General features: G+C 71.3%; 22 protein-coding genes. 11 read left to right on the forward strand and 11 right to left on the reverse strand.

The genetic code is table 11. The annotated features are described in order from the left end of the window. Positions 1-87: 87 nt before the first annotated feature. Positions 88-603: a hypothetical protein gene (locus ACIBVP_RS08235; protein WP_396105326.1), complete on the reverse strand. Its 516-nt coding sequence runs from the start codon at positions 601-603 to the stop codon at positions 88-90. 120 nt (positions 604-723) lie between these two features. Here ACIBVP_RS08235 and ACIBVP_RS08240 point away from each other — a divergent pair, with 120 nt between their 5' ends. From ACIBVP_RS08240 to ACIBVP_RS08265, 6 genes are all read left to right on the forward strand, one after another. After that, entirely contained in the window at positions 724-1,173 is a 450-nt protein-coding gene (locus ACIBVP_RS08240; RefSeq protein ID WP_396105327.1) for a hypothetical protein, read from the forward strand. 164 nt (positions 1,174-1,337) lie between these two features. Then, positions 1,338-2,081 carry an EI24 domain-containing protein gene (locus ACIBVP_RS08245; protein ID WP_396105328.1) on the forward strand — a complete coding sequence of 248 codons (744 nt, stop codon included), beginning with the start codon at positions 1,338-1,340 and terminating at the stop codon, positions 2,079-2,081. A 21-nt stretch (positions 2,082-2,102) separates the two neighbouring features. Next, positions 2,103-2,510: a tetratricopeptide repeat protein gene (locus ACIBVP_RS08250; RefSeq protein WP_396105851.1), complete on the forward strand. Its 408-nt coding sequence runs from the start codon at positions 2,103-2,105 to the stop codon at positions 2,508-2,510. Positions 2,511-2,520: 10 nt separating this feature from the next. Beyond that, positions 2,521-3,063, forward strand: a complete 543-nt coding sequence (locus ACIBVP_RS08255; RefSeq protein ID WP_396105329.1) for a GNAT family N-acetyltransferase — start codon at positions 2,521-2,523, stop codon at positions 3,061-3,063. A 197-nt stretch (positions 3,064-3,260) separates the two neighbouring features. Continuing rightward, positions 3,261-4,355, forward strand: a complete 1,095-nt coding sequence (locus tag ACIBVP_RS08260; protein WP_396105330.1) for an MFS transporter — start codon at positions 3,261-3,263, stop codon at positions 4,353-4,355. 84 nt (positions 4,356-4,439) lie between these two features. Next, entirely contained in the window at positions 4,440-4,859 is a 420-nt protein-coding gene (locus ACIBVP_RS08265) for a pyridoxamine 5'-phosphate oxidase family protein (protein ID WP_396105331.1), read from the forward strand. A gap of 85 nt (positions 4,860-4,944) precedes the next feature. Here ACIBVP_RS08265 and ACIBVP_RS08270 read toward each other — a convergent pair whose 3' ends face one another. Both ACIBVP_RS08270 and ACIBVP_RS08275 read right to left on the reverse strand, forming a co-directional pair. Beyond that, positions 4,945-6,174: an acyl-CoA dehydrogenase family protein gene (locus ACIBVP_RS08270; protein WP_396105332.1), complete on the reverse strand. Its 1,230-nt coding sequence runs from the start codon at positions 6,172-6,174 to the stop codon at positions 4,945-4,947. 55 nt (positions 6,175-6,229) lie between these two features. Beyond that, complete coding sequence (locus tag ACIBVP_RS08275; protein ID WP_396105333.1) at positions 6,230-6,937, reverse strand: TetR/AcrR family transcriptional regulator; 708 nt, start codon at positions 6,935-6,937, stop codon at positions 6,230-6,232. Between the two features lie 49 nt (positions 6,938-6,986). On the opposite strand from ACIBVP_RS08275, the gene ACIBVP_RS08280 reads away from it, so the two are divergent. Together ACIBVP_RS08280 and ACIBVP_RS08285 are read left to right on the forward strand one after the other, a co-directional pair. Next, on the forward strand, positions 6,987-8,000 hold the full coding sequence (locus tag ACIBVP_RS08280; RefSeq protein WP_396105334.1) for an NADP-dependent oxidoreductase: 1,014 nt from the start codon (positions 6,987-6,989) through the stop codon (positions 7,998-8,000). Further along, entirely contained in the window at positions 7,997-9,040 is a 1,044-nt protein-coding gene (locus tag ACIBVP_RS08285; RefSeq protein WP_396105335.1) for a DUF2855 family protein, read from the forward strand. Before ACIBVP_RS08280 ends, ACIBVP_RS08285 begins: the two co-directional genes overlap by 4 nt. An 88-nt stretch (positions 9,041-9,128) precedes the next feature. Here ACIBVP_RS08285 and ACIBVP_RS08290 read toward each other — a convergent pair whose 3' ends face one another. The 6 genes from ACIBVP_RS08290 to ACIBVP_RS08315 are packed head-to-tail and all read right to left on the reverse strand — an operon-like array spanning position 9,129 to position 17,073. Next, positions 9,129-11,300 carry a glycosyl hydrolase family 28-related protein gene (locus ACIBVP_RS08290; protein WP_396105336.1) on the reverse strand — a complete coding sequence of 724 codons (2,172 nt, stop codon included), beginning with the start codon at positions 11,298-11,300 and terminating at the stop codon, positions 9,129-9,131. A gap of 25 nt (positions 11,301-11,325) precedes the next feature. Beyond that, positions 11,326-12,237, reverse strand: a complete 912-nt coding sequence (locus tag ACIBVP_RS08295) for a carbohydrate ABC transporter permease (protein ID WP_396105337.1) — start codon at positions 12,235-12,237, stop codon at positions 11,326-11,328. Beyond that, entirely contained in the window at positions 12,227-13,123 is an 897-nt protein-coding gene (locus ACIBVP_RS08300; RefSeq protein ID WP_396105338.1) for a carbohydrate ABC transporter permease, read from the reverse strand. Before ACIBVP_RS08300 ends, ACIBVP_RS08295 begins: the two co-directional genes overlap by 11 nt. A gap of 4 nt (positions 13,124-13,127) precedes the next feature. Next, entirely contained in the window at positions 13,128-14,402 is a 1,275-nt protein-coding gene (locus tag ACIBVP_RS08305) for an ABC transporter substrate-binding protein (protein ID WP_396105339.1), read from the reverse strand. 17 nt (positions 14,403-14,419) lie between these two features. Then, a complete protein-coding gene (locus tag ACIBVP_RS08310; RefSeq protein ID WP_396105340.1) occupies positions 14,420-16,033 on the reverse strand; it encodes an FAD-dependent oxidoreductase in 1,614 nt (537 codons plus the stop codon). 11 nt (positions 16,034-16,044) lie between these two features. Then, a complete protein-coding gene (locus ACIBVP_RS08315; RefSeq protein ID WP_396105341.1) occupies positions 16,045-17,073 on the reverse strand; it encodes a LacI family DNA-binding transcriptional regulator in 1,029 nt (342 codons plus the stop codon). Positions 17,074-17,294: 221 nt separating this feature from the next. On the opposite strand from ACIBVP_RS08315, the gene ACIBVP_RS08320 reads away from it, so the two are divergent. The 3 genes from ACIBVP_RS08320 to ACIBVP_RS08330 all read left to right on the forward strand — a co-directional run bounded on the left by ACIBVP_RS08320 (position 17,295) and on the right by ACIBVP_RS08330 (position 19,627). Next, positions 17,295-18,155 carry an SGNH/GDSL hydrolase family protein gene (locus tag ACIBVP_RS08320; RefSeq protein WP_396105342.1) on the forward strand — a complete coding sequence of 287 codons (861 nt, stop codon included), beginning with the start codon at positions 17,295-17,297 and terminating at the stop codon, positions 18,153-18,155. 70 nt (positions 18,156-18,225) lie between these two features. Then, complete coding sequence (locus ACIBVP_RS08325) at positions 18,226-18,573, forward strand: spore germination protein GerW family protein (RefSeq protein WP_396105343.1); 348 nt, start codon at positions 18,226-18,228, stop codon at positions 18,571-18,573. A gap of 82 nt (positions 18,574-18,655) precedes the next feature. Next, positions 18,656-19,627, forward strand: a complete 972-nt coding sequence (locus tag ACIBVP_RS08330; protein ID WP_396105344.1) for an Acg family FMN-binding oxidoreductase — start codon at positions 18,656-18,658, stop codon at positions 19,625-19,627. Positions 19,628-19,647: 20 nt separating this feature from the next. Here ACIBVP_RS08330 and ACIBVP_RS08335 read toward each other — a convergent pair whose 3' ends face one another. Then, entirely contained in the window at positions 19,648-21,672 is a 2,025-nt protein-coding gene (locus tag ACIBVP_RS08335; RefSeq protein WP_396105345.1) for a CocE/NonD family hydrolase, read from the reverse strand. After that, complete coding sequence (locus ACIBVP_RS08340) at positions 21,672-22,946, reverse strand: acetyl-CoA carboxylase biotin carboxylase subunit family protein (RefSeq protein ID WP_396105346.1); 1,275 nt, start codon at positions 22,944-22,946, stop codon at positions 21,672-21,674. Before ACIBVP_RS08340 ends, ACIBVP_RS08335 begins: the two co-directional genes overlap by 1 nt. Positions 22,947-23,030: the final 84 nt, after the last annotated feature.

The following is a 23,030-nucleotide window of genomic DNA, read 5'->3' on the forward strand; positions in this document are numbered from 1 at the left end:
TCGTCCACTGTGGATGTAAGCACCCGACAGGGGGCGAGGCCCGGTCGACGGCCGACCGGTCACCGGAACCGATCGTCCCGGCCGCGCTCACGGCGTCGAGTGGGCGAGCATCACGTCGAGGGCCTCCCCCGCGTCCGGCCAGAGCCGCGTCGGCGCGGACGCGCGGACGAAGTACTCGCGGCCGTCGTGGCGCCAGTGCACCGACCGGACGTGCCTGCGGCCCTCCGCAGCGTCGTACTCGTACTCCCAGTCGACGGCCGGGGCGCCCCGCACGACCGTTCTCTCCAGACGCAACTGTGCGTAGCCGTCCCTGGCCTCGGCCAGTCGGCGGGCGCAGTCGGCGCGCTCCGCGTAGACGTCCTCGCGCGTGGGTGCCGCACTGCCGAACCACAGCCTGGTCGACGTGCCCGCCGGATCGTCCACCCGCAGCGCACCCGGTTCGGCCGCCGACGTGACCGGCCAGCCGGCCGGGACGTGGGCCGTCATCCCGTCGGGGCCCGCGACCCGCGTGAACCCGGCCGTGGGCGCGGCCGAGCGGGTGACGGCGGCCAGCACCGCGGCGCAGACCACCAGGTTGCCGACCGCGACCAGGACCGCGAGCACGCGGCTGCTGGGTCGTCGTCGTTCGTTGTCCGCCAACTGTCCCCCAGTTGATTCTCGCTTTCCCGCCACTCGCGTGGGTAGCATCCGCCTGTCCCCACGGCACCGCGAAAGGAAAACACGGTGTACGACGAGGCCGACCAGCACCGAATTGCCCTGGATATCCGCGCGGCCGCGTTCGCCGCGTTGAGCGTGACCCACGACGACCACGTGGAAATCACCAGCGTGCGCCAGTTGCGGATCATCGAGGACGCGGCGCACCGCATTCTCGCCATGGGCCTCACGGACGAGACGGTCAACGACCTCGCGCGGTCGATGCTCGACCGGGTGGCGTTCGCCAGGCGCTGGACGTGGGTCGATCTGCCCGTCGCCACCGCGTTGACGGTCGTGGCGCTGACCGTGGGAATCGGCGCCGCGGCGCTCGGCGGGACGGGTGGGAACATGGTTCTCGCGGTTGTCGGTGGGATTCTCGGCAGCGTGCTGCTGGGTATTGTGGTGCTCCGGCACCGTCGCGAGTACTGGCGAATACGTGCCGAGCAGATCGCGCCGAAGATCCGGCACCACGGCGTGTAGGGTGCGATGCTACTCCGTGAAACCACGGTCGATTGCGTTAATTAGCCCGAATGCGCATGACAAATCAAGGACAATTCCCGGGGAACCGGAGCGATCAGTCCACAATGGATGATCAGCGCCCGCCCCGTGGACGCCGTGGTGATCACCACTGGTAGAAGTACGCCGTGCGCGATTTCATCACCGGTGTCCGGTTCTTCGGGCGTGGACTGGGCATCATGCTCCAGTCTCCGCGACTGCTGCTGCTCGGCGCGTTGCCCGCCGTGCTGACCACGCTCCTGCTGACCGGCGGACTGGTCGCGCTCGTCATCTGGATCGACGACCTGGCCGCGCTGGTCACCCCGTTCGCGGACGACTGGGCGTCGACCTGGCGGACGGCCGTGCGGATCACGGCCGGTGTCCTGCTGTTCGGCGCCGCGCTCACGGTCGGTCTGATCAGCTTCTCCGCACTGACCCTCGCCATCGGCGCGCCGTTCTACGAGTCGATCGCGGAGAAGGTCGAGGACGACCTCGGGCTCGCACCCGGCGAGGACCTGCCGTTCTGGCGGGCACTCGGCCTCGGACTGCGCGGCGGCCTCGCACTGGTGGCGCGGTCGCTGTTGTTCACGATCCCACTGGTGATCGCCGGGTTCGTCCCCGTGCTCGGGCAGACCGTGGTGCCGGTGCTGCTAGCTCTGGTGACCGCGTGGTTCTTCGCGCTGGAATTGGTCGCGGTGGCGTACTACCGCCGCGGCATGACACTGAAGGAGCAACGCACGACGCTCGCCAGGCGTCGCGGGCTGGCGCTGGGACTGGGCCTGCCGTCGTCGCTGCTGTGCGCGATCCCGCTGGTGGCGATCGTCGTCATGCCGATCGCGTTCACCGGTGGCGTGCTCGTCGCCCACGAGGCGCTCCGGAATGAACCCAAGTAGTTGAATGTTGAACCGCCCGTGATGGACAACGTCAACGAGTACCTGCCCAACGGTGAGGTCGCCCCCGACCGGTGGGTGACCGCGACCCACCTGTTCGAGGAGCCGCACGAGGAGACCACAGCCGAGCGCTGGGAGCGGGCGCTGCTGTTGTTCGACGCGAAGAACTACATCGACGCGGCGAAGCTGCTGGCGGACGTGGTGGCCGAGCACCCCGGCCAGACCGGGCCGAGGCTGCTGCTGGCGCGTGCGTACTTCCACTCGGCGCAGCTGCGGCGCGCGGAGGAGGAGCTGCGTGTCGTCGTCGACCGCGACCCGGCCGACCACTACGCGCACCTGCTTCTGGGACGCACGCTGGAGCGCCAGAGCAGGCACGACGAGGCCGCGCCCTGGCTGCGCCTGGCGGCCGCGTTCGCCGGGACCGCCCAGTAGGGTGCCGACCGTGTCCGAACCAGTCCTGCGCGCGGCGACGTCCGCCGACGTACCGGCCATCACCGCACTGATGCGGCGCTCGGTGCTCGACGTGTTCCCCCGGTTCCACACCGGGAGCGAGACGACGGCCGCCGCCCGCTACCTGACCGAACCGGACACGGTCCTCATCGACGACGGCACGTACTTCGTCCACGACGCGGACGGCGACGTCGTCGCGTGCGGCGGCTGGAGCAGGCGCGACAAGCTCTACACCGGCTCCGGCGCCGCACCGGCGGACGACCGGCTGCTCGATCCGGCGACCGAACCCGCCCGCGTGCGCGCGATGTTCGTCCACGGCGACTGGACGCGCCGCGGGCTCGGCCGCGCGATCCTCGCGAGGTGCGAGCAGGCGGCACGGACGGAGGGGTTCACGTCGCTGGTCCTGATGGCGACCCTCCCTGGGGTGCCCCTCTACCGCGCGTACGGCTTCCACGAGGTGGCCCGCACGCGGATCCCGTTCCCGGACGGCACCGTGATCGACGGCGTGTCGATGGAGTACCCGCTCGCACCGTGAGCGTCAGCAGGAATCTCCCCGAGTGCGTCAGCGGGGGTCGCCGGTCGTACCTCGGTCTTGCCGGACACCGCAGCGGCGACCACCGGCGAGACCGCCACTACTACGTCTTGTAGTATCTGCGCCGCGCCGGACGTGCCGGCCGGAGAGGAGCTGGTCCGATTCCTGGCACCCGCACGAGCACAGCCCTGTACGCCACGGTGTTCGTCGACCTGCTCGGCTTCACCATCGTCCTGCCGTCGCTGCCGTTCCGGGTGGCCGAACTGGGCGGCGACGCGTTCTGGCTCGGGGTGGTGCTCACCGCGTACTCGGTGTGCCAGGCGGTGGCCGCGCCAGTGCTCGGCAGGCTCGCGGACCGGTACGGCAGGCGCGGGTTGTTGCTGCTCAGCCTGGCCGGTTCCGCGGCGTCGCTCGTGTTGATGGGGGTCGCGGGCGCGATGTGGCTGCTGCTCGTCGCACGTGCGCTGGCCGGGCTGTGCGGCGGGAGCATCGGCGTGGCACAGGCGTTCGCGGCCGACCTCGCGGGACCGGCCGGGCGCACGAAGGCGATGGGGCTCGTCGGCGCCGCGATCGGGCTCGCGTTCACGGTGGGTCCCGCGCTGGGCGCGCTGTCGGCACCGTACGGGTTCACCGCGACCGCGTTCGTCGGCGCCGGTCTCGCGGCCGCGAACGGCGTGGCCGCCGCGATCGTCCTGCCGCGGGGCAACCCGGTGCGGACGCACCGCCCGGCACGGGCGCACGGGGTCGCGCCGTGGCCGCTCCTGGCGGCGGGGTTCGCCGCCATGGCCGCGTTCGTCGGCATGGAGACGACCGTGGCGTTCCTCGCCGCGGCCCGGTTCGACGCCGGGCCCGCGCTGGTCGGGGTGCTGCTGGCGGGCGCGGGCCTCGTCCTGGTGGTCGTGCAGGGGTTCGTGGTGGCACCGGCCGCGCGGCGGTGGGGTGAGGCCCGGCTGGCGACGGGCGGTGCGGTGCTCATGGCGGCCGGGTTGCTCGCGCTGCCGTTCCTCGCCGGGGTGCCGTTCGTGGCCGCCGTGCTGGTCGCGGCCGCCGGGAACGGTCTGGTGACGGCGACGACCGCGAGCCTGCTCGCCGCGGCGGGCCCACCGGAGCGGCTCGGCGCCCGCATGGGGCAGGGCCAGTCGGCGGCGTCGGCCGCACGAGCGTCGGGACCGCTCGCGGCCGGTGCGCTGTTCGAGGTCGCGATGGTCGCGCCGTACGTGCTCGGCGGCGCGCTCTCACTCGGCGTCGCGTTCCTCGTGAACAGGCACGGCGCACGCGCCGGCATCGGCGGCTGAGTCCGGGGGCGGCCGAACGGACGGACATGGGCGCCGGCTTCTCGCCCATGGCAGCGCCCGTCTTGGCCGTGTTCCATCGAGGCCGTGACGAACACGCTGACCGCCGACGACGTCGAGTTCCTCCGCCGACCCCTGCACGGGTTCCTGACCGTGGCCGCCGGGCCGATCCCGCCACAGCCCCGGCCGGTGTGGTTCGAGGCCACCGCCGAGGGCACGATCCAGCTGTTCACGGCCCCGGACTCGCTCAAGGTGCGGCATCTGCGCCGAGACCCCCGCGCCTCGATCGTCGTCGCCGCCCCGGCGGGTGAACGCGAACGCTGGCTGTCGGTCGCGGGCCGCACGACGGTGACACCCGACGGGGCGCACGACCTGTGCGCGCGCCTCGCCGCCCGCTACTGGGACCTCGACGACCCGGCCCGTGCCGACGAACTCGCGGGGATGCTCGCCGGGGAGTGGGTTCGTGTCGTCGTCCACCCGGAGACCGTGCGCCGCTACGGGCCCTGACCCGTCCGCGCGGGTCGGCACCACCCGCCTCGGGCCCTGCCGTCGCGCTGTTCGTCCCAGATGGACGTGTTCTGACCGGGGCGCCTCAGTTCCGCGCGGTCCTGCCGAAGGACGGGTCGTGGCGGCGCAGCTCGGTGAGCGCCAGCGTGCGCTTGTGTACCTCGTCGGGACCGTCGGCGATCGCGAGCGCTCGCGCCTGCACGTACAGGTGGGCCAGCGGGAAGTCGTCGGTCATGCCGCCCGCGCCGTGGACCTGGATGGCGCGGTCGGCGATCTGCTTCAGCATGGCGGGCGCGGCGATCTTGATGGCGGCGATCTCCACCCGTGCCTCGCGGTTGCCGACGGTGTCCATGAGCCACGCGGCCTTCATGGTCAGCAGCCGGGTCCGTTCGATCTCGATGCGGGCCTCGGCGATCCAGTCCTGGATGTTCGCGCGGGCGGCGATCGGCTGCCCGAACGTCACCCGCGACAGGGCGCGTTCGCACATCAGGTCCAGCGCCCGTTCCGCCATGCCGATGGCGCGCATGCAGTGGTGGATGCGGCCGGGGCCGAGCCGCGCCTGCCCGATCGCGAACCCGTCGCCCTCACCGGCCAGCAGGTTGGACACCGGCACGCGTGCGTCGGTGAACGCGATCTCGCAGTGCCCGCCGTGCTCCTGCATGCCGAACACCGGCATGCTGCGCACGATCTCGACGCCCGGGGTGTCGACCGGCACCAGCACCATGCTCTGCTGCCGGTGCGGGGCGGCGTCCCGGTCGGTCCTGCCCATCACGATCAGGACGCGGCAGTTCGGGCTCGCCGCGCCGGTGGCCCACCACTTGCGGCCGTTGAGCACGTACTCGTCGCCGTCGCGCTCGATGGACAGCGCGATGTTGGTGGCGTCCGAGCTGGCGACCGCGGGCTCGGTCATCGCGAAGGCCGAGCGGATCTCCCCCGCCAGCAGCGGGTCCAGCCACTCCTTCTTCTGCTCGTCGGTGCCGAACAGCGTCAGCACCTCCATGTTGCCGGTGTCGGGTGCGGAACAGTTGCACGCCTCCGCCGCGAGCAGGCCGCGGCCGTGGATCTCCGCCAGCGGCGCGTACTCCACATTCGACAGTCCGGCGCCGAGTTCGGGGTCCGGGTGGAAGAGGTTCCACAGCCCCCTGCGCTTCGCCTCCGCCTTCAGCTCCTCCATCACCGGCGGCTGGACGTGCGGGTCACCCACGACCCTGAGCTGTTCGTCGTACACCGGTTCGGCGGGCAGGACGTGCTCGGCCATGAAGGCGAGCAGCCGGTCCCGGTAGTCCCTGGCGCGGTCGGTGAGGGTGAGGTCCATGTTCGGCTCCTTGCGCGACGCGGTGCCCGCAGCATCGTCGAACTTGAACTCGACGTCAAGTTGCGTCGCGGAGCCGTTCGACGTCCGCCAGCGCCGCGCGGAGCCGCGCCGCGGCCTGGTCGAGCACGGTCCGCTGGTCACCGGCGGGCCGGACGCGCAGCGCGTTGACCCACAGCGTGGTCAGCGTCGACACCAGCGACTCGAAGTCGACGTCAGGCCGCAGGCCGAGCGCGAAGGTCAGGTACGCGTGCCGGGAGACCATCGACGACAGCGCCGCCGCGGTCAGCTCCGGGTCCAGCGCCGGGTCGGCCACCCCGTCCCGCTGGAGCCTGCGGATGCCGCGCACGTTGCGTTCCTCGAACGCCCGCGCCCGCAGCAGCCGCAGTTCGAGAAACCGCTCGTCGATTCCCGTGACCTGCTCGAACACCCGTAGGAGGGCCGCGTTGTCCCGGTAGTACTCGAGGTAGGCGCGGGTCGCCTCCTCGATCACCGCGACCGGGTCGGAGTGGTCGAGGCGCGCGTCGTGGATCCCCGGGTGCAGCATCTCCTCCTGCACCTCCTGGAACAGCGCGACGAAGATCTCGTACTTGTCGGCGAAGTGGGTGTAGAACGACCCGTTCGCCACGCCCGCCGCCTTCGCGATCGTGGTGGTCGTGGCCGTGAGGTAGCCGTCGCGCGCGAACACCTCGCGGGCCGCCGCGAGCAACGCGGCCCGCGTCTGCCGCCCACGCTCCGTCTGCGGCAGCTTCTGGTCGAGGTCCATGCCGGCAGCATAGTTGAAGTCGAGTTCAAGTTCAGGCTATCGTCCCGGCATGGCGACCCCCAACCGGCAGGTCCGGCTCGGCGCGCGTCCGGTCGGCCTGCCCACACCGGACGACTGGCAGCACACCACCGAGGACGTGCCGGAACCCGGCGCGGGCGAGTTCCTGGTGCGCACCGAGTACGTCTCGCTCGACCCGGCCATGCGCGGCTGGATGAACGACGCGCGCTCCTACATCCGGCCCGTGCGGATCGGCGAGATCATGCGCGCGGCCGCGCTCGGCAAGGTGGTCGCCTCGAACCACCCCGGCTTCGCGGTCGGCGACCACGTCACGGGCACGTTCGGCGTCCAGGAGTACGCGGTGTCCGACGGACGCGGGGTGATCAGGGCCGACCCGGCGGTCGCACCGCTGCCCACCTACCTCGGCGTGCTCGGCCTCACCGGGCTGACCGCCTGGTTCGGGCTCCTCGACGTGGGCAGGCCCGAGGCGGGCGACACCGTCGTGGTCTCCGGGGCGGCGGGCGCGGTCGGCGGTGTCGTCGGCCAGATCGCGAAGCACCTGGGCTGCCGGGTGGTCGGCATCGCGGGCGGCGCGGAGAAGTGCCGCCTGGTCACCGAGGAGTTCGGGTTCGACGCGTGCGTCGACTACCGGTCCGGCGACCTGCGCGCGGCGCTGCGCGAGCACACCCCGGACGGGGTCGACGTGTACTTCGACAACGTCGGCGGCGAGATCCTCGACCTGGTCCTCACCCGGCTGCGACTGGGCGCGCGGGTCGTGCTCTGCGGCGCGATCTCGCAGTACAACGCGACCGAACGCCCGACGGGTCCGGCGAACTACCTGTCGCTGCTGGTGAACCGCGCGTCGATGACCGGCATGCTGGTGTTCGACTACGCGGACCGGTACGGCGAGGGCATGGCCGCGCTCGCCGACCTCCTCGCCACCGGCGCGGTGACCGCCCGCGAGCACGTCGTCGAGGGCACGGTCGACGACTTCCCCGAGGTGCTCCTGAAGCTGTTCACCGGGGAGAACACGGGCAAGCTGCTGCTGCGGATCGCGGACCGGTGACCGTCCTCGAGGTGCGCACCGACGACCTGCGCACCACCCGTTTCACCGAGTACGCACCGGAACCCGCCGACGGCGAGATCGTGGCGCGGGTACGGCACTTCGGCCTGTCCGCCAACAACATCACCTACGGCCTGCTCGGCGACGCGGTCGGCTACTGGCGGGTCTTCCCCGCCGAACCCGGATGGGGACGCCTGCCGATGTGGGGTGTCGCCGAGGTCGAGGCCAGCGCGCACCCGGAGGTCGCCGAGGGCTCGCTGCTGTTCGGGTACGTGCCGATGGCCTCGCACGTGGTGCTCACCCCGGCCAGGGTGCACGACCGCGGCTTCACCGATGCCTCCCCGCACCGCCAGGCACTGGCACCCGCCTACAACAACTACCGCGGGCTGGCCGCCGACCCGCTGTACGACCCCGAACACCCGGGCGAGCTGCCGCTGTTCCTGCCGCTGTTCGCGTTGTCGTTCCTCCTCGACGCCCACCTGGCCGATCAGGCGCGCACCGTGATCGTCTCCAGCGCCTCCAGCAAGACGTCGCTCGGACTCGCCCGGCTGCTGGCCCGGCGCGGCGTCGAGGTCGTCGGGCTCACCTCGGCCCGCAACGCCGCGTTCGTCGACGGTCTCGGGGTCTGCACGACCGTGCCGTACGAGCGGGTGGCCGAGCTCCCCGCCACCGACGCGGTGTTCGTCGACGTGGCCGGGAACCCGGACGTCCGCCGCGCCGTGCACGAGCGCCTCGGCGACCGGCTCACCGGCAGCGTGCTCGTCGGCGCCACCCACGGCTCCGTCCGGAGTGGACCGGCGCTGCCCGGGCCGGAGCCGACGTGGTTCTTCACGCCCGACCACATGCGGACCCGCGTCCGCGAGTGGGGCGCGGCGGAGTTCGACCGGCGGTTCGGCGCGGCGCTTCGTGACTTCGCCGCGTGGACCCGCGGCTGGTTGACGATCACCACGTCGACCGGTGAGGAGCAGGTCCGCGCGACCTACCTGTCCGTCCTCGACGGGGCCGCGGACCCCGCAACCGGGCACCTCCTCGCTGTGCGCTGAAGTACGGGTCGGTGGCCATGGCGTCGGCCTTCGCGATGCGGCTCGCCGCGATGTCCGGTGTGGCGCGGGCGCCTGCCGAACCGCGTCGTCAGCGCACCTCGATCAGCGTGAACTCGACCTCGGGCACGGTCCGGCGGCCGTCGGTGAGCGCGGCTCCCCACTGCGTGTACTCGGGTGTCTTGTCGCGGTAGCCCCGGTTGCCGCGCAACGCGATCCGCGCCGAGTCCTTCACGCTCACCGCGTGCGGGTACGGGCCGAGCACGGTCGCGACGCGGAACAGCACCGAGTTCGCCAACAGCAGGTCACGGCAGCGGTCGATCTCGACGGCCTGCGACCGCCAGCCGTAGATGTGGTCCTCGGTCTGCAGGCCCAGGAACCGCCAGTTCGACACGCCGCGCAGCACCACCTCGCGTGTCTCGTGGTGCTCGATCGACAGCTCGTACAGCCGCGCCGGGACGTCCGTCCACTCGGCGAGGAACCCGTTGTCGGCCCAGCCGTTCATGCTCCACACGTTCGCGAACGTGCCGCCACCGCCGCGCACCCACACGCCGTACTTGTGCGCGCCCCGGTAGGTGTACCCGGGGTCGCCGCTCGGCGCGTCCGCCGGGTGCCACTTCACGAACTGCGTCGTCACGTCGGCCAAGTAGGAGTTCTCCCCCGACTGCCACAGGACGTTCACCGCGCCCGGGGTCTGCCGGGCCGTGTCCAACCCGATGCCGCTGACCGTGTTGCGGCCGCCGCGCGGCGTCTCGACCAGCGCACGCGGCCGGTCCGGGTCGCTGAAGTTCGGGTGCCCGTCAGTGGCCAGCAACCACGTCTGCCGAGGGTGCAGGCCGATGAGGTTGGTGTCGCGGCGCAGTTTCAGCGTGCCGGTGAACCGGTACTGTCCGATCGGGACGAACACCGTGCGGTACCGGTCCACCGCCGCCTGGAACACGGCCAGGTCGTCCCCACCCGCGCCGATCGTGCGGCCCATCCGCGCCGCCACGTCCGCGACACTCACCCAGTCACCCGGCGGCAGGGGCGTGTCCGACCGCAGCATCGCCTCGATCCGGTACGCCGGCACACCGGGCACGGCGTCGGCGTGCACGCCCTCCGACCGCCGCTCCCCCGCCGTCAGCGCCCGCTCGACCCGCAGGCCCAGCGTCAGCTCGCGGACCTGGGCGGACGACGCCGGGGCGCTGGTACGTGCGCCGCTCTGCGCCGACAGCAGCAGGTCGCGGGTGCCGGTGGTGGTGCAGTTCAGCAGCGTGAGCTGGTTGCTGCGGCGGATCCGCTCGTCCTCCGCGCCCGGGATCGCGGTGCTGTCGTTCAGCACCACGGCCACGTCACTGACCCGGTCGAAGTGCGTGTCCGCCACGTACAGGTGCTGCCACTGGTCCGGGAACGACTCGAACGCCCTCGGCGTGTCCGACACCACCGCCCGCACCACGACGAGCTTGGCGTCGTTGAACATCGTGACCGCCGCGCGGCGCTGACCGGTGAACCGGCAGTCCAGCACCGTGGTCTGCCAGCCGGCCGACGCCGCGTACGCGGCCAGCCCGACCTCGCCACCGGTCACCCGCACGCGGTGGATCAGGTTCGCGTTGTGGTCGATGCCCGATCGCCCGCCACCCACGTCGATGTCCATGTCCTGCAGCAGGCACAGCTGAGCGCCGCCGAACCGGACGCCGATCGCGTCCGGGTTGCCCGGCCCGATCTCCAGGTCCACGTTGACCATGGCGGTGCCGAACGTGTCGTTGTTGGCGTAGGCGATCGGCCCGCCGACCGGGCGGCGGCGGAACCCGAAAAGCTCCCGCGCGGTCCCGGTCGCGTAGCCGGGGGTGTTCTCCCCCAGCACGAACACCGGCCGCCGCCCGCCGTACCCGATCACGCGGACCGAGTCCCACATGTTCACCGGCGCCGACAACCGGTACCGGCCCTCCGGCACCAGCACCACGCCGCCGCCGTCACCGTGCGGGAAGCCCCGCGCGCCACCGAGGATGTCACCGAGCTTGTTCGCGATGCCGCGCCGCGACGCCTCGTCGACCGCGGCCTGGACCGCGGCCGTGTCGTCGCCGACGCCGTCACCGTGGGTCTCGAACCCGGGCCCGCCGAGCACGACCGCTGTCGGGTCCGGCGGGCGGGTGCGGTAGACGGACCGGAACGAGACCGGGTCCCGGAAACCCGTGGCCGCGGTGGCGAGCCCGGGTAACAGCGGGAGAGCAGCGACACCGGCCCCCAGCGCCACGAACCCGCGCCGGGACAGGGAGAAGCCCATGGGAACTCCTTTGTTCCGAAAGAGATCAGCCTTTGAGACCCGTCTGCGCGAGGCCCTGGACGAACTGCCGCTGCGCGAACAGGAACACGACCAGCACCGGCACGACGGTCAGCGTGGTGGCGGCGAGCTGCACGTTCCACATCGGACCGCCGTACGCGTCGACGTACTGCGTGAGCGCGAGCGGCAGGGTGAAGTTGTCCTTGCTGGACAGGAACACCAGCGGTTCGAGGAACAGGTTCCACGAGTGCAGGAACGTGAAGATCGCGACGGCCGCGATCGCGGGCCGGGCCAGCGGGAACGCGATCCGCCAGTACATGCCCGCCCGGCTCAGCCCGTCGAGCCGGGCCGCGTCCTCCAGTTCGCCGGGCAGCGCGAGGAAGAACTGCCGCATGATGAACGTCGCGAGCACGCTCGGCGCGCCGATGATCGGGATGACGATCAGCGGCCAGTGCGTGTCGATCAGGCCCAGCTCGTTGACGAGCCGGAACAGCGGGACGATCGTCACCTCGGACGGCACCAGCAGCCCGCCGAGCACGACCACGAACAGCACGTTGGCGCCAGGGAAGCGGATCCGGGCGAACGCGTACCCGGCCATACCCGACACCAGCACGGTGCCGACGGTCACGAGGACCGCGATGTAGGCGCTGTTCCAGTACTGGGCGGCGAACGGCTGCAGGTCGAACACCCGCCCGTACGCCGACGTGGTCGGGTTCTCCGGCCACAGCGTGGGCGGGACCCGCAGGATCTCGCTCATCGGTTTGAAGCTGGACGTGACCATCCACCAGGTGGGGAAGATGAACGGCACCGCGAGCACGCACAGCGCGACGAGCAGCACGACCCGGCCGACCCTGAGCCGGGGCCGGCGACGCGGCCTCGGTCGTGGCGGCGCAGCCACCTGGGGTCGCGTGCTCACCCGTTCGACCACGTCAGACCTCATGGTGCACCCACCGCTTCCTGGTCTGCCACTGGACCAGCGTCAGCACCGCCACGAGCACGAACAACGCGACGGACACCGCGCTGGCGTAGCCGAACTCCTTGAACTGGAACGCCTGCTGGTACAGGTAGTAGACGAGCACCGTGGTCGACGTGCCCGGCCCGCCCTGCGTGAGCACCGCGATCTGCGCGAACACCTGCAGCGAGCCGACGATCGTCAGGATCGTCACGAGCAGGATGGTCGGGCTGATCAGCGGGACCACGACCGACCGGAACGTCCGCCACGCCGACGCGCCGTCCACGCGCGCCGCCTCCCGCAGCTCGGCGGGCACGCTCTGCAGCGCCGCGAGGAACAGCACCATGTTCAGGCCGACGTTCTTGAACACCTGCACGATGATCACCGACGCCATCGCCGTCGGTCCTTCGCGCAGCCAGTTCGGGCCCTCGATCCCGACCTGCTGCAGGAACCCGTTGATGCCGCCGTCGGCCTGCAGCAGGAAGCCCCACACGATCGTCCACGCCACCAGTGACACGACCACCGGGGAGAAGAAGAACGCCCGGAACGTCGCCGTGCCACGCATCTTCTGGTTCAGCATCACCGCGAGCGCCAGCGCGAGGGTGATGTTGAGTACCACGAGCCCGACCGAGAAGACAGCGCTGACGCGCAGCGAGTCGGAGAACCCCGGATCGTCGAACATCCGCTCGTAGTTCTCGCCGCCGACGAACGTGAACTTGTTCGCCAGCACGTTCCAGTCGTGCAGGCTGTACCAGAACACGGCGATCAGCGGGCCGATCACGAACGCGGCGCTGCCGACCACTTGCGGGAGCACGAAGGCGTACCCGGTCAGCGCCTCACCTCTGCTGCCCGGCAGTCGCCGTGTCCTGGCCACGGGGTCAGGCCTTCAGCAGCGGGGTCATGGCCTCGCACACCGACTTCGCGACGGCGTCGACGTCCGCGTCCGCGGTCCACAGCGCGTCGAGCTTGGCCCGCACGGCCTGCTGCAGCTGCGCGAAGTTCTGGTGCGCGGGCTTGGTCACGGATCCCGGGATGCCCTCGACCACCACGGTCTGCAGCTGGTCCTCCGACAGCTTCGGGTTGGCGGCCTTCAGCGTCTGCGCGTTCAGCAGCGACTCGCGCGGCGGCGGGAAGTAGGTGGCCAGCTTCTTCGCGTTCTCCGGGTTGGTGAAGTAGGCGAGGAAGTCGGCGGCGGCCTGCGGGTTGGCGCCGTCGGCGAACACGCCGATCGCGGCCTGCCCGATCACGTTCCGGTGCCCCTCCGGCCCGTCCGGCAGCGGCACCAGGTCCCACGCGAAGGTGTCCTCCAGCGCGGACGCGCGGCTGATCTGGGTGACGGTCATCGCGGCGTCACCGGCGAAGAAGTCCGCGGTGGTGCCCGGCCCCGGCATGGCCTTCTCGGTGAACACCTGGTCGTGGATCCACGTCAGCGCGTCGGTCATCTGCTGGGACGTGAACTCGCACGTCGTGCCGTCGTCCGACCACGGCTTCGCACCGAAGGACGTCCACACGGTGGCGAGGTTCTCCCACTGCGCGAAGTCGAAGTCCCGCACCACGAGCCCGCTCTTGCCGCTCTTCTTCGCGGTGGCGGCGCTGATCTCGGCGGCCTTGTCCCACGTCCACTGGCCGTTCGCGATCAGGTCGGCCGGGTTCGGCTGGCCGGCCGCCTTGAGCTGGTCGGTGTTGACGAACACGCCGAACGGGCTGTTGGAGAAGGGGTAGCCGTACAGGCCGTCCTCGTTCTCCCACAGCTTCAGCGCGTCCGGCTGCAGGTCGTCGAAGTCGTAGCCCTCCGCGTCCTTCAGCGTCGGCCGCAGGTCCACCAGCGCGCCGCTGCGGACGAACTCGGGCGCGTTGCTCTCGAAGATCCACGCCAGGTCGGGCGCGTTGCCGCCCGCGATCTGCGTGGTGAGCCCGGTGGTGTACTCCTCGAACGGCATCGTCTCGAAGGTCACCTTCGTGACGGTGTCCTTGTGGTCCGCGACGTAGGCGTCGGCGATCTCCTGGAACATCGCGAGCTGTGCCTCGTCGGCGGTCCACACGGTCATGCGGAGGGCCACGGGGCCGGAGGCCGATTCTTCGCCACCGCACGCGGTCAGTGTCAGCGCGGCGGTGGCCGCGAGGGCGACGCCGAGTCGCCATGGTTTGGTCATCGTTGACTCCAGTGGTTCTAGTAACCGGTGACGCCGTCCGGCCAGCGCAGCTCGATGCCCTCGGCCGTGAGCAGGCCCTGGAACTGTTCGAGCAGCGCCGACTTGGCGTGGATCTCGTGCGGGGTGCGGCCGTCGTCGAGGCAGCTCGCGGCCAGGTGGCCCGCCACCTCGCCGATGTTCCACTCGACCGGGTGCAGCCGGTAGCAGCCGTTGGTGATGTGCGTGGTGCCGATGTTCTTCGCCGCCGGGAGCAGGTTGCGCACCCGCTGCGGCAGCAGGGATCCGAGGGGTAGCTCGAACGGTTCCGCGCCGACGTCGAGGTAGTTGTCGCCACCCGTCGACGGGTGCAGGTCGATGCGGTACATGCCGATGCCGACGCTGTCGGCGTAGTGCCGGGCGCCGCCGGGACCGCGGACCGCACGCGACACGTCCTGCTCGACGATCGTGGTGACCGCCCGGATCCGCCGCCCTTCCCGGATGTACGGGGCCTGCGCCAGACCGTGGTCGGTGCCCATCACGTCCGGCCGCAGCCGCAGGCCGGGGAAACCGGTGCCGCCGTCGGGCCGGGGCGCCTCGGTCTGCATCCAGTACAGCATCGAGAAGCTCAGCTGCCGGGCGTCCTCGAGCCGCCGCGCCGCGGTGTCGGAGTCGACGCCGATCACCGGCGCCTCGAAGTAGTCGATGTTCGGCCAGTTCACCAGCGTGATGTCGCTGGCGTAGTGCCCGGGAGTGAACAGGTCGCGCGCGGCGATCCGGCGGAACGTCCACAGGTTCCCGTCGCCGGGGTTGACGCTCTGGTCAGCGTTCACGGCGAGCGCGTCATCACCCGGGTTGGGGTCGAAGACACGCGGTTTCGGTTGCAGCGTGCGCGGGTTGGGCGCGGAGAAGCTCAGCAGCGGAGAGCCCCAGAACGACGGTTCCACAGCACGCCAGTGGTCGTAGCGCGCGGGCCGGTCGATCGTGTGGTCGCCGTCGACGTGCTCGATGGCGAAGCAGAAGCTGATCGCCTGCATGTTGTCCGGTTGCGCGACGTCGGGTGCGCTCGGCTCGCCGGTCTCGCCCCGCGACTCGAACCCGGTCACGAACTCCGTGCCGGTCAGGGGAAGCAGCTCACCGGTCTCGGTCGCGTCCAGCACGTACGCCGCGGTGATCACCGTCCGCTCACCGTCGCGGAGGTCCTCGACGGTGACCGCGCGGACCACGTCACCGTCCACATCGGCCGCCACCACCTTCGCGGGCTGCAGGACCGTCAGGCGGCCGTTGGAGAGCCACGGCGCGAGCAGTTCGTCGATCACCGCGACCGCGACCCTCGGTTCGTGGCACAGCTTCGACACCCAGCCCGCCCCGGGGTTGAGCGCCTTCCACTCGCGGGCGACGTCGGTCAGCGGGTAGGCGCGGCGGTAGTACTCGCGGATGCCGTCACGCAGTCCGCGGTAGGTGCGCGTGGCGCCGAACTCCTCGATCCACGGGTGCTCGTCCGGCGGCACGGCCTGCGAGGTGAGCTGCCCGCCGAGCCATCCGAACTCCTCGGTCAGCGTCACCCGCCTGCCGCGCCGCAACGCGGCGAGCGCGGCGGCGACGCCACCGAGGCCGCCCCCGGCGACCAGGATCTCGGTCTCGATCTCGCGCACAGGACTCCCTTTTACTTCTTGGGTGGGACAACGGTTTCCCCGCGCGTGACCGCGCAGGGCAGCAGGCGGTGGCGGTCGGTCTGCCGCGCGGGGTCGTCGATCAGCTCGATCAGCAGCGCGAGCGCCTGCTCCCCCATCTCCTCGCGCGGGATGTGGAAGCCGGTCCACGTCAGGTCGCTGTCGACCGGCATCTCCGGCTGGCCGAGGTTCGCGATCGAGAGGTCCTCCGGCACGACCAGCCCGCGTTCGGCGGCCGCGACGCGGATGCCCTCCGCGCGGTGCCCCTCGGCGAGCACGAGCCCGGTCAGGTGGTTGTCCACCACGAGGTCCACGATCTCGGCGGGCGTCAGCTCGTCCGCGTCGAAGGACATCGGCCGCAGCCCGGCGTCGCGCATCGCGGTGCGGTACCCGGCGACGCGGTCGGCGACCGACTCGCGGTCGCTGCGCTCACCGACGAACCCCACGCGTTCGTGGCCCTGCGCCAGGAAGATCCGCACCACCTCCTGGGTGGCGTGGACGTAGTCGGCGCCGACGTAGGGCAGATCCGCGGTGCCGGGCAGCTCGCGGCGGCCGACGAACACGAACGGGAACCCGTCGTTGATCAGCGCGACCAGCTCGTTCTTGTCCTCGGCGCGGCCGAGCAGTACGCAGCCGTCGGTGATGCCGAGGTGCGCGCGGGCCTTGCCGGACAGGCGGCGGCGCCCGTTCTCGACCGTGGCGCTGGTGAACAGCAGCAGGTCGCAGCCCCACCGCTCGGCCTCGGCCTCGATGCCGACCAGGAACGGGTGGTAGAAGTCCGCGCCGCCGCGCGGGAACACCGGCTCGTAGGTGAACACGCCGAGGATGTGGTTGCGGCCCTTCGCGAGCCGCTGCGCGACCGGGTTCGCGGAGTAGCCGGTCCGCCCGATCGCGTCGAGCACGCGCTGCCGGGTCACCTCGCCGATGCGCGCGTTGTCCCCGTTGAGCACGAGCGAGACCGTCGCCTGGCTGACCCCCGCCATGCGGGCCACGTCGGCCTGGGTCACGCGCCTCGTCGTCATCGCCACTCCGTTGTAATGCGCATAACTGCAACTCGTTGCCGTGGATCCTGACTGTGTGGCGTCGCCGCTGTCAAGGTTGTTATTCGTATTACTTCAGCAGAAGCGGCTCCGCAGCGCACACGAGCGGACACTGCCCGTTGACGAGCAGCAGCGCATGGCCGACGATGAGCTGGCTTACCTACTCGTGAGTAGTCTCCGTCACCGATGCCGGAAGAGGAGCCATGCCCCGACGTCTACTCGCGGCCGCCACAGCGGCGGTCGCCGCGCTGAGCCTCGTCACGACCTCGTCCGCCGCGCAGGCCGACGACGGGCCGCTGAACTACGTGGCACTCGGCGACTCCTACAGCGCCGCGTCGGGGGTTCTGCCTCCCGACCCGTCCGCGCCGCTGCTGTGCCTGCGCTCCACCCGCAACTACCCGCACGTGCTCGCCGCCACCACCGGCGCGCGGCTGACCGACGTGACGTGCGGTGCCGCCGAGACCAAGCACTTCACGACCGCGCAGTACCCCGGGGTCGCACCGCAGGTGAACGCGGTCGGCCCGGACACCGACCTGATCACGATGACGATCGGCGGCAACGACAGCGGCGTGTTCATCAGCGCGATCCTGGCGTGCGGCGCGGCCGGGATCCTCACGCTCGGCAAGGGCAGCCCGTGCGAGGACACCTACGGCACCAGGTTCGAGGACACGGTCCGCGACACCACCTACCCGGCGCTGGTGTCCGCGCTGAACGCGGTGCGCGCGAAGGCGCCGGGCGCGCAGGTCGGCATCCTCGGCTACCCGTGGATCCTGCCCGCGACGGGCGGCTGCTTCGACAGGATGCCGGTGGCCACCGGCGACGTGCCGTACCTGCGTTCGCTGCAGGCCACGCTCAACGACGCCGTGCGCCGCGCCGCCGCCGCGACCGGTGCGACCTATGTGGACATGAACGCGGTGTCCGAGGGACACGACGCGTGCAAGCCGTACGGGGTGCGGTGGATCGAACCCGTGTTGCAGACCACCAACCCGGTCGTCGTGCACCCGAACGCGCTCGGCGAGGCGAAGATGGCCGCACAGGCGATCGCCGTGCTCGGCCTGGGATAGCGCGCCTGGCCTCCAGCGTGGCTCCGCTCGGTCCCGGCATGATGACCTGTTGCCGGAGCAGGAGGTCATCGTGACGATCGAAGAGCTGTTCGCGCAGGCCAGGAACTCGGTGGAGGCCAGGATGGTCTTCGCGGAACCGATCGAGAAGGACGGCACGACCGTCATTCCCGCCGCGCGCGTCGCCGTGGGCGGGGGCGGGGGCAACGGCCGCGACGAGCAGGGCCGGCAGGGCGAGGGCGGCGGTCTCGGGCTGACCGCCCGCCCCGTCGGCGCGTACGTCATCGCCGACGGCGTGGTCCGGTGGGAACCCGCGGTGGACGTGAACCGGATCGTCGCCGTGGTCGGCTCGGTCGCCGTCGCCGGGTTGTTGTTCGCGGCGCGGGCCGTGAAGCACCGAACACGCCCGCACCAGTGGTGATCATGGGAGAACTCCCGCATGGTGGTGGTGCACACTTTCCAGGGTGGTCGGATCCGGGAGGTGTGCGAGCCGAGGAGCCGTCATGATCACCACGAGGCCGGACCACCAGACGTTGCTGGCCGCCGTCGAGCTGGCCAACCGCGCGCCGTCGTCGGTGCACGACACCCAGCCGTGGCGCTGGCTCGTCGGCAGGTCCTCGATCCACCTCATGGCCGACCGGACCCGCCACGTGCCGGTCACCGACCCGTGCGGCCGGGACCTCCTGCTCAGCTGCGGCGCGGCGCTGCACCACCTGCGGACCGCGCTCGCGGCCCTGGGCTGGGCCACGGTCGTGCACCGGGTGCCCTACGACCATGACACCGCCCACGACACCGACCACCTGGCGGCGATCGAGCCGAGGCCCCACGTCCCGACCGAGGACGACGTGGCGCTGGCCGCGGCGATCAGCCGGCGGCGGACCGACCGGCGTCGGTTCCGCCCGAGGGAGATCCCGTCGGAGTACCTGGACCTGCTGGTGCGCAGGGCGGCTCGGGCGGGCGCCGTGCTGGTGCCGGTCACCGACGGCACGTCGCGGTGGGTGCTCACGCGTGCGTTGTCGGCGGTTCGGCGCCAGGCCGAGGATTCGCGGCACCGGTTGGAGCTGTCGGCGTCGACGGGCCGGAGCCGGGTCCGGAACGGCGGGCTGGACACGGCCAAGCGGACGTTCCCCGGTGGCCTGCTCGTCGACGAGGTGAGCGCGGAGGACTCCGGGCAGCTGCTGGTGATCGCGACCTCGCGTGAGGACGCGGTGTCGGTGTTGCGGGCCGGTGAGGCGGCGAGCGCGACGTTGCTGACGGCCACGGTCCTGGGCTTGGCCACGTGCCTGTTGTCCCGGCCGCTGGCGTTGTCGGACACCCGGACGGTGGTGCGGGACCAGGTGCTCGACGGCACCGCCTGTCCGCAGTTGATCGTGCGGGCCGGGTGGGCGCCTCCGGCCGCGGCGCCGTTGCCGCGCAGCCCGGTGCGGCGTGCCGAGGACACCGTGGACTACCTGCCGGGTACCCGGCATCCGTGACCTCGGCGACGGTCACCGGGTCACACGAGGTCCCTCGGCACCGCGGCGTCCCAGTTCCGCGACCGGACCCGGCGGTCGCCCTCGAAGGCGTCGAGCCGGGCGTGGAGGACGAACTCGTCCCGCGTGCAGGTGAGCACCTGGCAGGTCTCGACGCGGACCGACCAGTCCCCGCGCGCGAAGGTCATCGTCCAGCGCGTCTCGCCGCGGGGCGAGGCGAAGTCGTCGGCGGTCCAGCTGTACCGCTCGCACACCCGCTTGCCGATCTCGATGTCGACGTCCTCGTAGCGGATGGTGCCGGTGTCCTTGACGACGTCGAGCGACGACGAGTAGTCGATCATGCTGCGGCGCACGTCCCACCGGTACTCGCTCGGCGTCAGGCGCGTCGTCGCCAGCGGCGGGGCGCCCTCCGGCTCGTCGAACACCGTGCCGGTCACCTCGTCGGGCGCGGCGACCGGGCGCACGGGCAGCGCGAGCGAGCTGCCTTGCGTGTACACGGTCATGCGCACCGGTTCCGGCGGCGGCCACGCGAGCGGCCAGTACGAAGTGGAGAGTGAGAGCCGGATCCGGTGGCCCGCCGGGAACGCCTGCGCGACACCGTTCAGCGGGATCTCGACCGCGTAGCGGCGCCCCGGCTCCAGCTGCCCCGGTTCCTCGTGTGACTCGTGGTGCGTCAGGTTGAGCAGGCCGTAGGTCACCCGGGTGGCCGAGCCGTCCTCCGCCACGTCCGACAGCCGCGCCGCGACCGTCGCGACCGGACGGTCGACCGACACGTCCAGCCGCACCACCGGGGCGCCGAGGATCTCGCAGGGTTCGGTCAGCACGTCGGTCTCGAACACCATCGCGCCGCCGTCCTCCTCGCGCTGGTCGTAGGGCAGGTCGGGCGGGGCGTTGTAGGAACACCACTTGCCCGCGAACTGCCCGAGCGACAACGGCGACTCGACCGACAGCACGGCGTCGACCGGGTCCGAGTCCTTCGGCACGATCCGGTTCGGGGCGAGGGGGTGCACGTCCTCCCGGATGTTCTTCGACGGCCACGCGGGCTCACCGACCCAGCGCCCCGGCCGCTGCTCGTACGACGTGGACGGCGGCACGCTGTCCTGCATCCACGTGCGCAGCACCGGCTCGTCGGGCTCGTCGGGCGCCACGCCCTTCAGCCAGCGGTCGAACCAGCGCACGACCTCCTGCAGGTAGCCGATCGCCGGGCCCGGCACGCCGAGGTGCGGGTACTTGTGGGACCAGGGCCCGATCAGCCCCTTCCTCGGCACGTCGAGGCCGGCCATCAGCCGCAGCACGGCGTTGGAGTAGCCGTCCGCCCAGCCGCACGAGGCGAACACCGGCACCTGCACGGCGGTGTAGTCCTCGCACACCGACGCGTGCCGCCAGTAGTCGTCGCGCCGCTGGTGGCGCAGCCATTCCGCGACCCACGGGCGGGCCGCGTCGAGCCGTTCGAACCACAGGTCCCGCCACCGCTCGCCGACCAGCGCCGGGTCCGGCGGGCACGTGCTGTAGGCGAACATCGTGCCCGACTCGGCGAGGTTGTCCGACAGCAGGCAGCCGCGCATGTAGTGCATGTCGTCGGCGAAGCGGTCGTCGGTGAACGAGGCGATGCAGATCGCGCCGAGGCTGGGTGGTTTGCGGGCCGCCACCTGCAACGCGGCGAACCCGCCCCACGAGATGCCCATCATGCCGGTCGTCCCGTCGCACCACGGCTGCTCGGCGAGCCAGGCGAGCACGTCCTCGGCGTCGCGCTGCTCCTGCTCGAGGTACTCGTCGGTGAGCACGCCCTCGGACTCGCCGCTGCCCCGGATGTCCACCCGCACGCAGGCGTAGCCGTGCCCGGCCAGGTACGGGTGCGCGATCGAGTCCCGCACCGACGTCAGGTCCCGTTTGCGGTACGGGATGTACTCGCAGATCGCGGGCACGGGCTCGTCGTCCGACGACACCGGCCGCCAGATCCGTGCCGCCAGCCGGGTTCCGTCCGCCACCGGTATCCACACGTGCTCGTCCTCGGTGACCGCGTGGGGCAGCGAGGTGACGACCCGCATCACACCTCCTCGAACACGAACGGCAGCGCCGCGACGCACCGCCTGTACTTCTCCTCCATCTCCGCCACGTCCCGCGCGCCGACCACCATCTCCGCCAACTGGTAGCTGTAGCTGTCCTGGAAGTTCATCTCGGACAGCCGCTGCCCCTCCCCGACCTTGACGCGCACACGCACGCCGTCGATCTCCCGCTCGACCCGCGCGATGTCCGAAGTGGACGGCACGCGACGGACCACGCCGTCGTCGAACCGGCGCAGGTACCAGTGGGCGGAGATGTCGTACGGCCCGCCGCCCTTCGGTCTTCCTGGGTCCTCCCCCAGCGCGGCCTTGATCAGGTAGTGGTGGTTGGGGAAGCCGTCGACCTGCTCGAACAGGTCCGCGTGCGTCTGCGAGTGCCGCGGGTTGATCTCCAGCAGCCCGACGTCACCGGTCGTGGGGTCGCAGAAGTACTCGATGCTGAACGTGGTGTCGGTGAGTCCGATGTGCTCGATCACCCGCGTCGACACGTCCGTGAGGCGCCGCACCATCGACGAGGGCAGCCGCGACGGGTACTGGTGGCGAAGGAAGCTCGACACCCCGGGGTAGACGAGGGAGTCGAGCACGCCGTGCACCACGACCTCACCACCGTGGCAGTACCCCTCCACCGCGGCGCGTTCCCCGGTCATCGCCTGCTCCGCCAACGCGGACTGGCCACCGGCGGCGGCGATCTCGGGCGGCAGTTCCGCCTGCGCGAGCACGTACTCGAACGGTTCCCCCACCCGTGCCACACCGTCCCTCATCTCGGTGACGGCGCGCGTGAACTCCTGCTCGTCGGTGACCTCGAAGGCCAGGTCGGAGGAGAACGACTTCACCGGTTTGAGCCAGAACGGGTAGCCGACCTCGCCGGGTGGCCGCGCGTCGTCCAGGTCGACCAGGGCGAACGGGGGCAGCTCGGTGATCGCCTTGCGCTGTTCGAGCCGGCTCCAGTACTTGTGTTCGCAGCGCAGCACCGCCTCCAGGCTAGGGCCGCGCACGTCGAACCGGCGGCACAGCAGCGGCACGATCGTGCTCACGGGGAAGTCCCAGAACCCGATGATCGCGTCGATCGGCCCGTCGAACGCGGCGAGCTTCTTCTCCGCGGTGCGCAGCAGGTCGACGATCGGGATGTCCCCGACCTGCAGTTCGGCGATCGTGAGCAACCCGTGGAACTCGTACCGGTCCGCGTCCGGGACCCGGTGCAGCAGTTCGCGATTCCAGTCGTCGAGCCCGAGCACGACGATGTTCCTGCGTGAACCCATGCAGCGAGGCGTACCCCACGGAGATCGCTTCTGAACTCTCCGCCGGCGCCACGCATAGGACCGGCCCCGCACGGGCACCCAGAC

Source organism: Actinophytocola sp. NPDC049390 (assembly GCF_044466355.1).
Taxonomy (GTDB): domain Bacteria; phylum Actinomycetota; class Actinomycetes; order Mycobacteriales; family Pseudonocardiaceae; genus Actinophytocola.

Coding starts and splice junctions, on each gene's coding strand:
- ACIBVP_RS08250 (WP_396105851.1), top strand. CDS start 2,103: ATGGACAACGTCAACGAGTACCTGCCCAACGGTGAGGTCGCCCCCGAC.
- ACIBVP_RS08270 (WP_396105332.1), bottom strand. CDS start 6,174: ATGGACCTCACCCTCACCGACCGCGCCAGGGACTACCGGGACCGGCTG.
- ACIBVP_RS08275 (WP_396105333.1), bottom strand. CDS start 6,937: ATGGACCTCGACCAGAAGCTGCCGCAGACGGAGCGTGGGCGGCAGACG.
- ACIBVP_RS08280 (WP_396105334.1), top strand. CDS start 6,987: ATGGCGACCCCCAACCGGCAGGTCCGGCTCGGCGCGCGTCCGGTCGGC.
- ACIBVP_RS08290 (WP_396105336.1), bottom strand. CDS start 11,300: ATGGGCTTCTCCCTGTCCCGGCGCGGGTTCGTGGCGCTGGGGGCCGGT.
- ACIBVP_RS08295 (WP_396105337.1), bottom strand. CDS start 12,237: ATGAGGTCTGACGTGGTCGAACGGGTGAGCACGCGACCCCAGGTGGCT.
- ACIBVP_RS08305 (WP_396105339.1), bottom strand. CDS start 14,402: ATGACCAAACCATGGCGACTCGGCGTCGCCCTCGCGGCCACCGCCGCG.
- ACIBVP_RS08315 (WP_396105341.1), bottom strand. CDS start 17,073: ATGACGACGAGGCGCGTGACCCAGGCCGACGTGGCCCGCATGGCGGGG.
- ACIBVP_RS08320 (WP_396105342.1), top strand. CDS start 17,295: ATGCCCCGACGTCTACTCGCGGCCGCCACAGCGGCGGTCGCCGCGCTG.
- ACIBVP_RS08330 (WP_396105344.1), top strand. CDS start 18,656: ATGATCACCACGAGGCCGGACCACCAGACGTTGCTGGCCGCCGTCGAG.
- ACIBVP_RS08335 (WP_396105345.1), bottom strand. CDS start 21,672: ATGCGGGTCGTCACCTCGCTGCCCCACGCGGTCACCGAGGACGAGCAC.
- ACIBVP_RS08340 (WP_396105346.1), bottom strand. CDS start 22,946: ATGGGTTCACGCAGGAACATCGTCGTGCTCGGGCTCGACGACTGGAAT.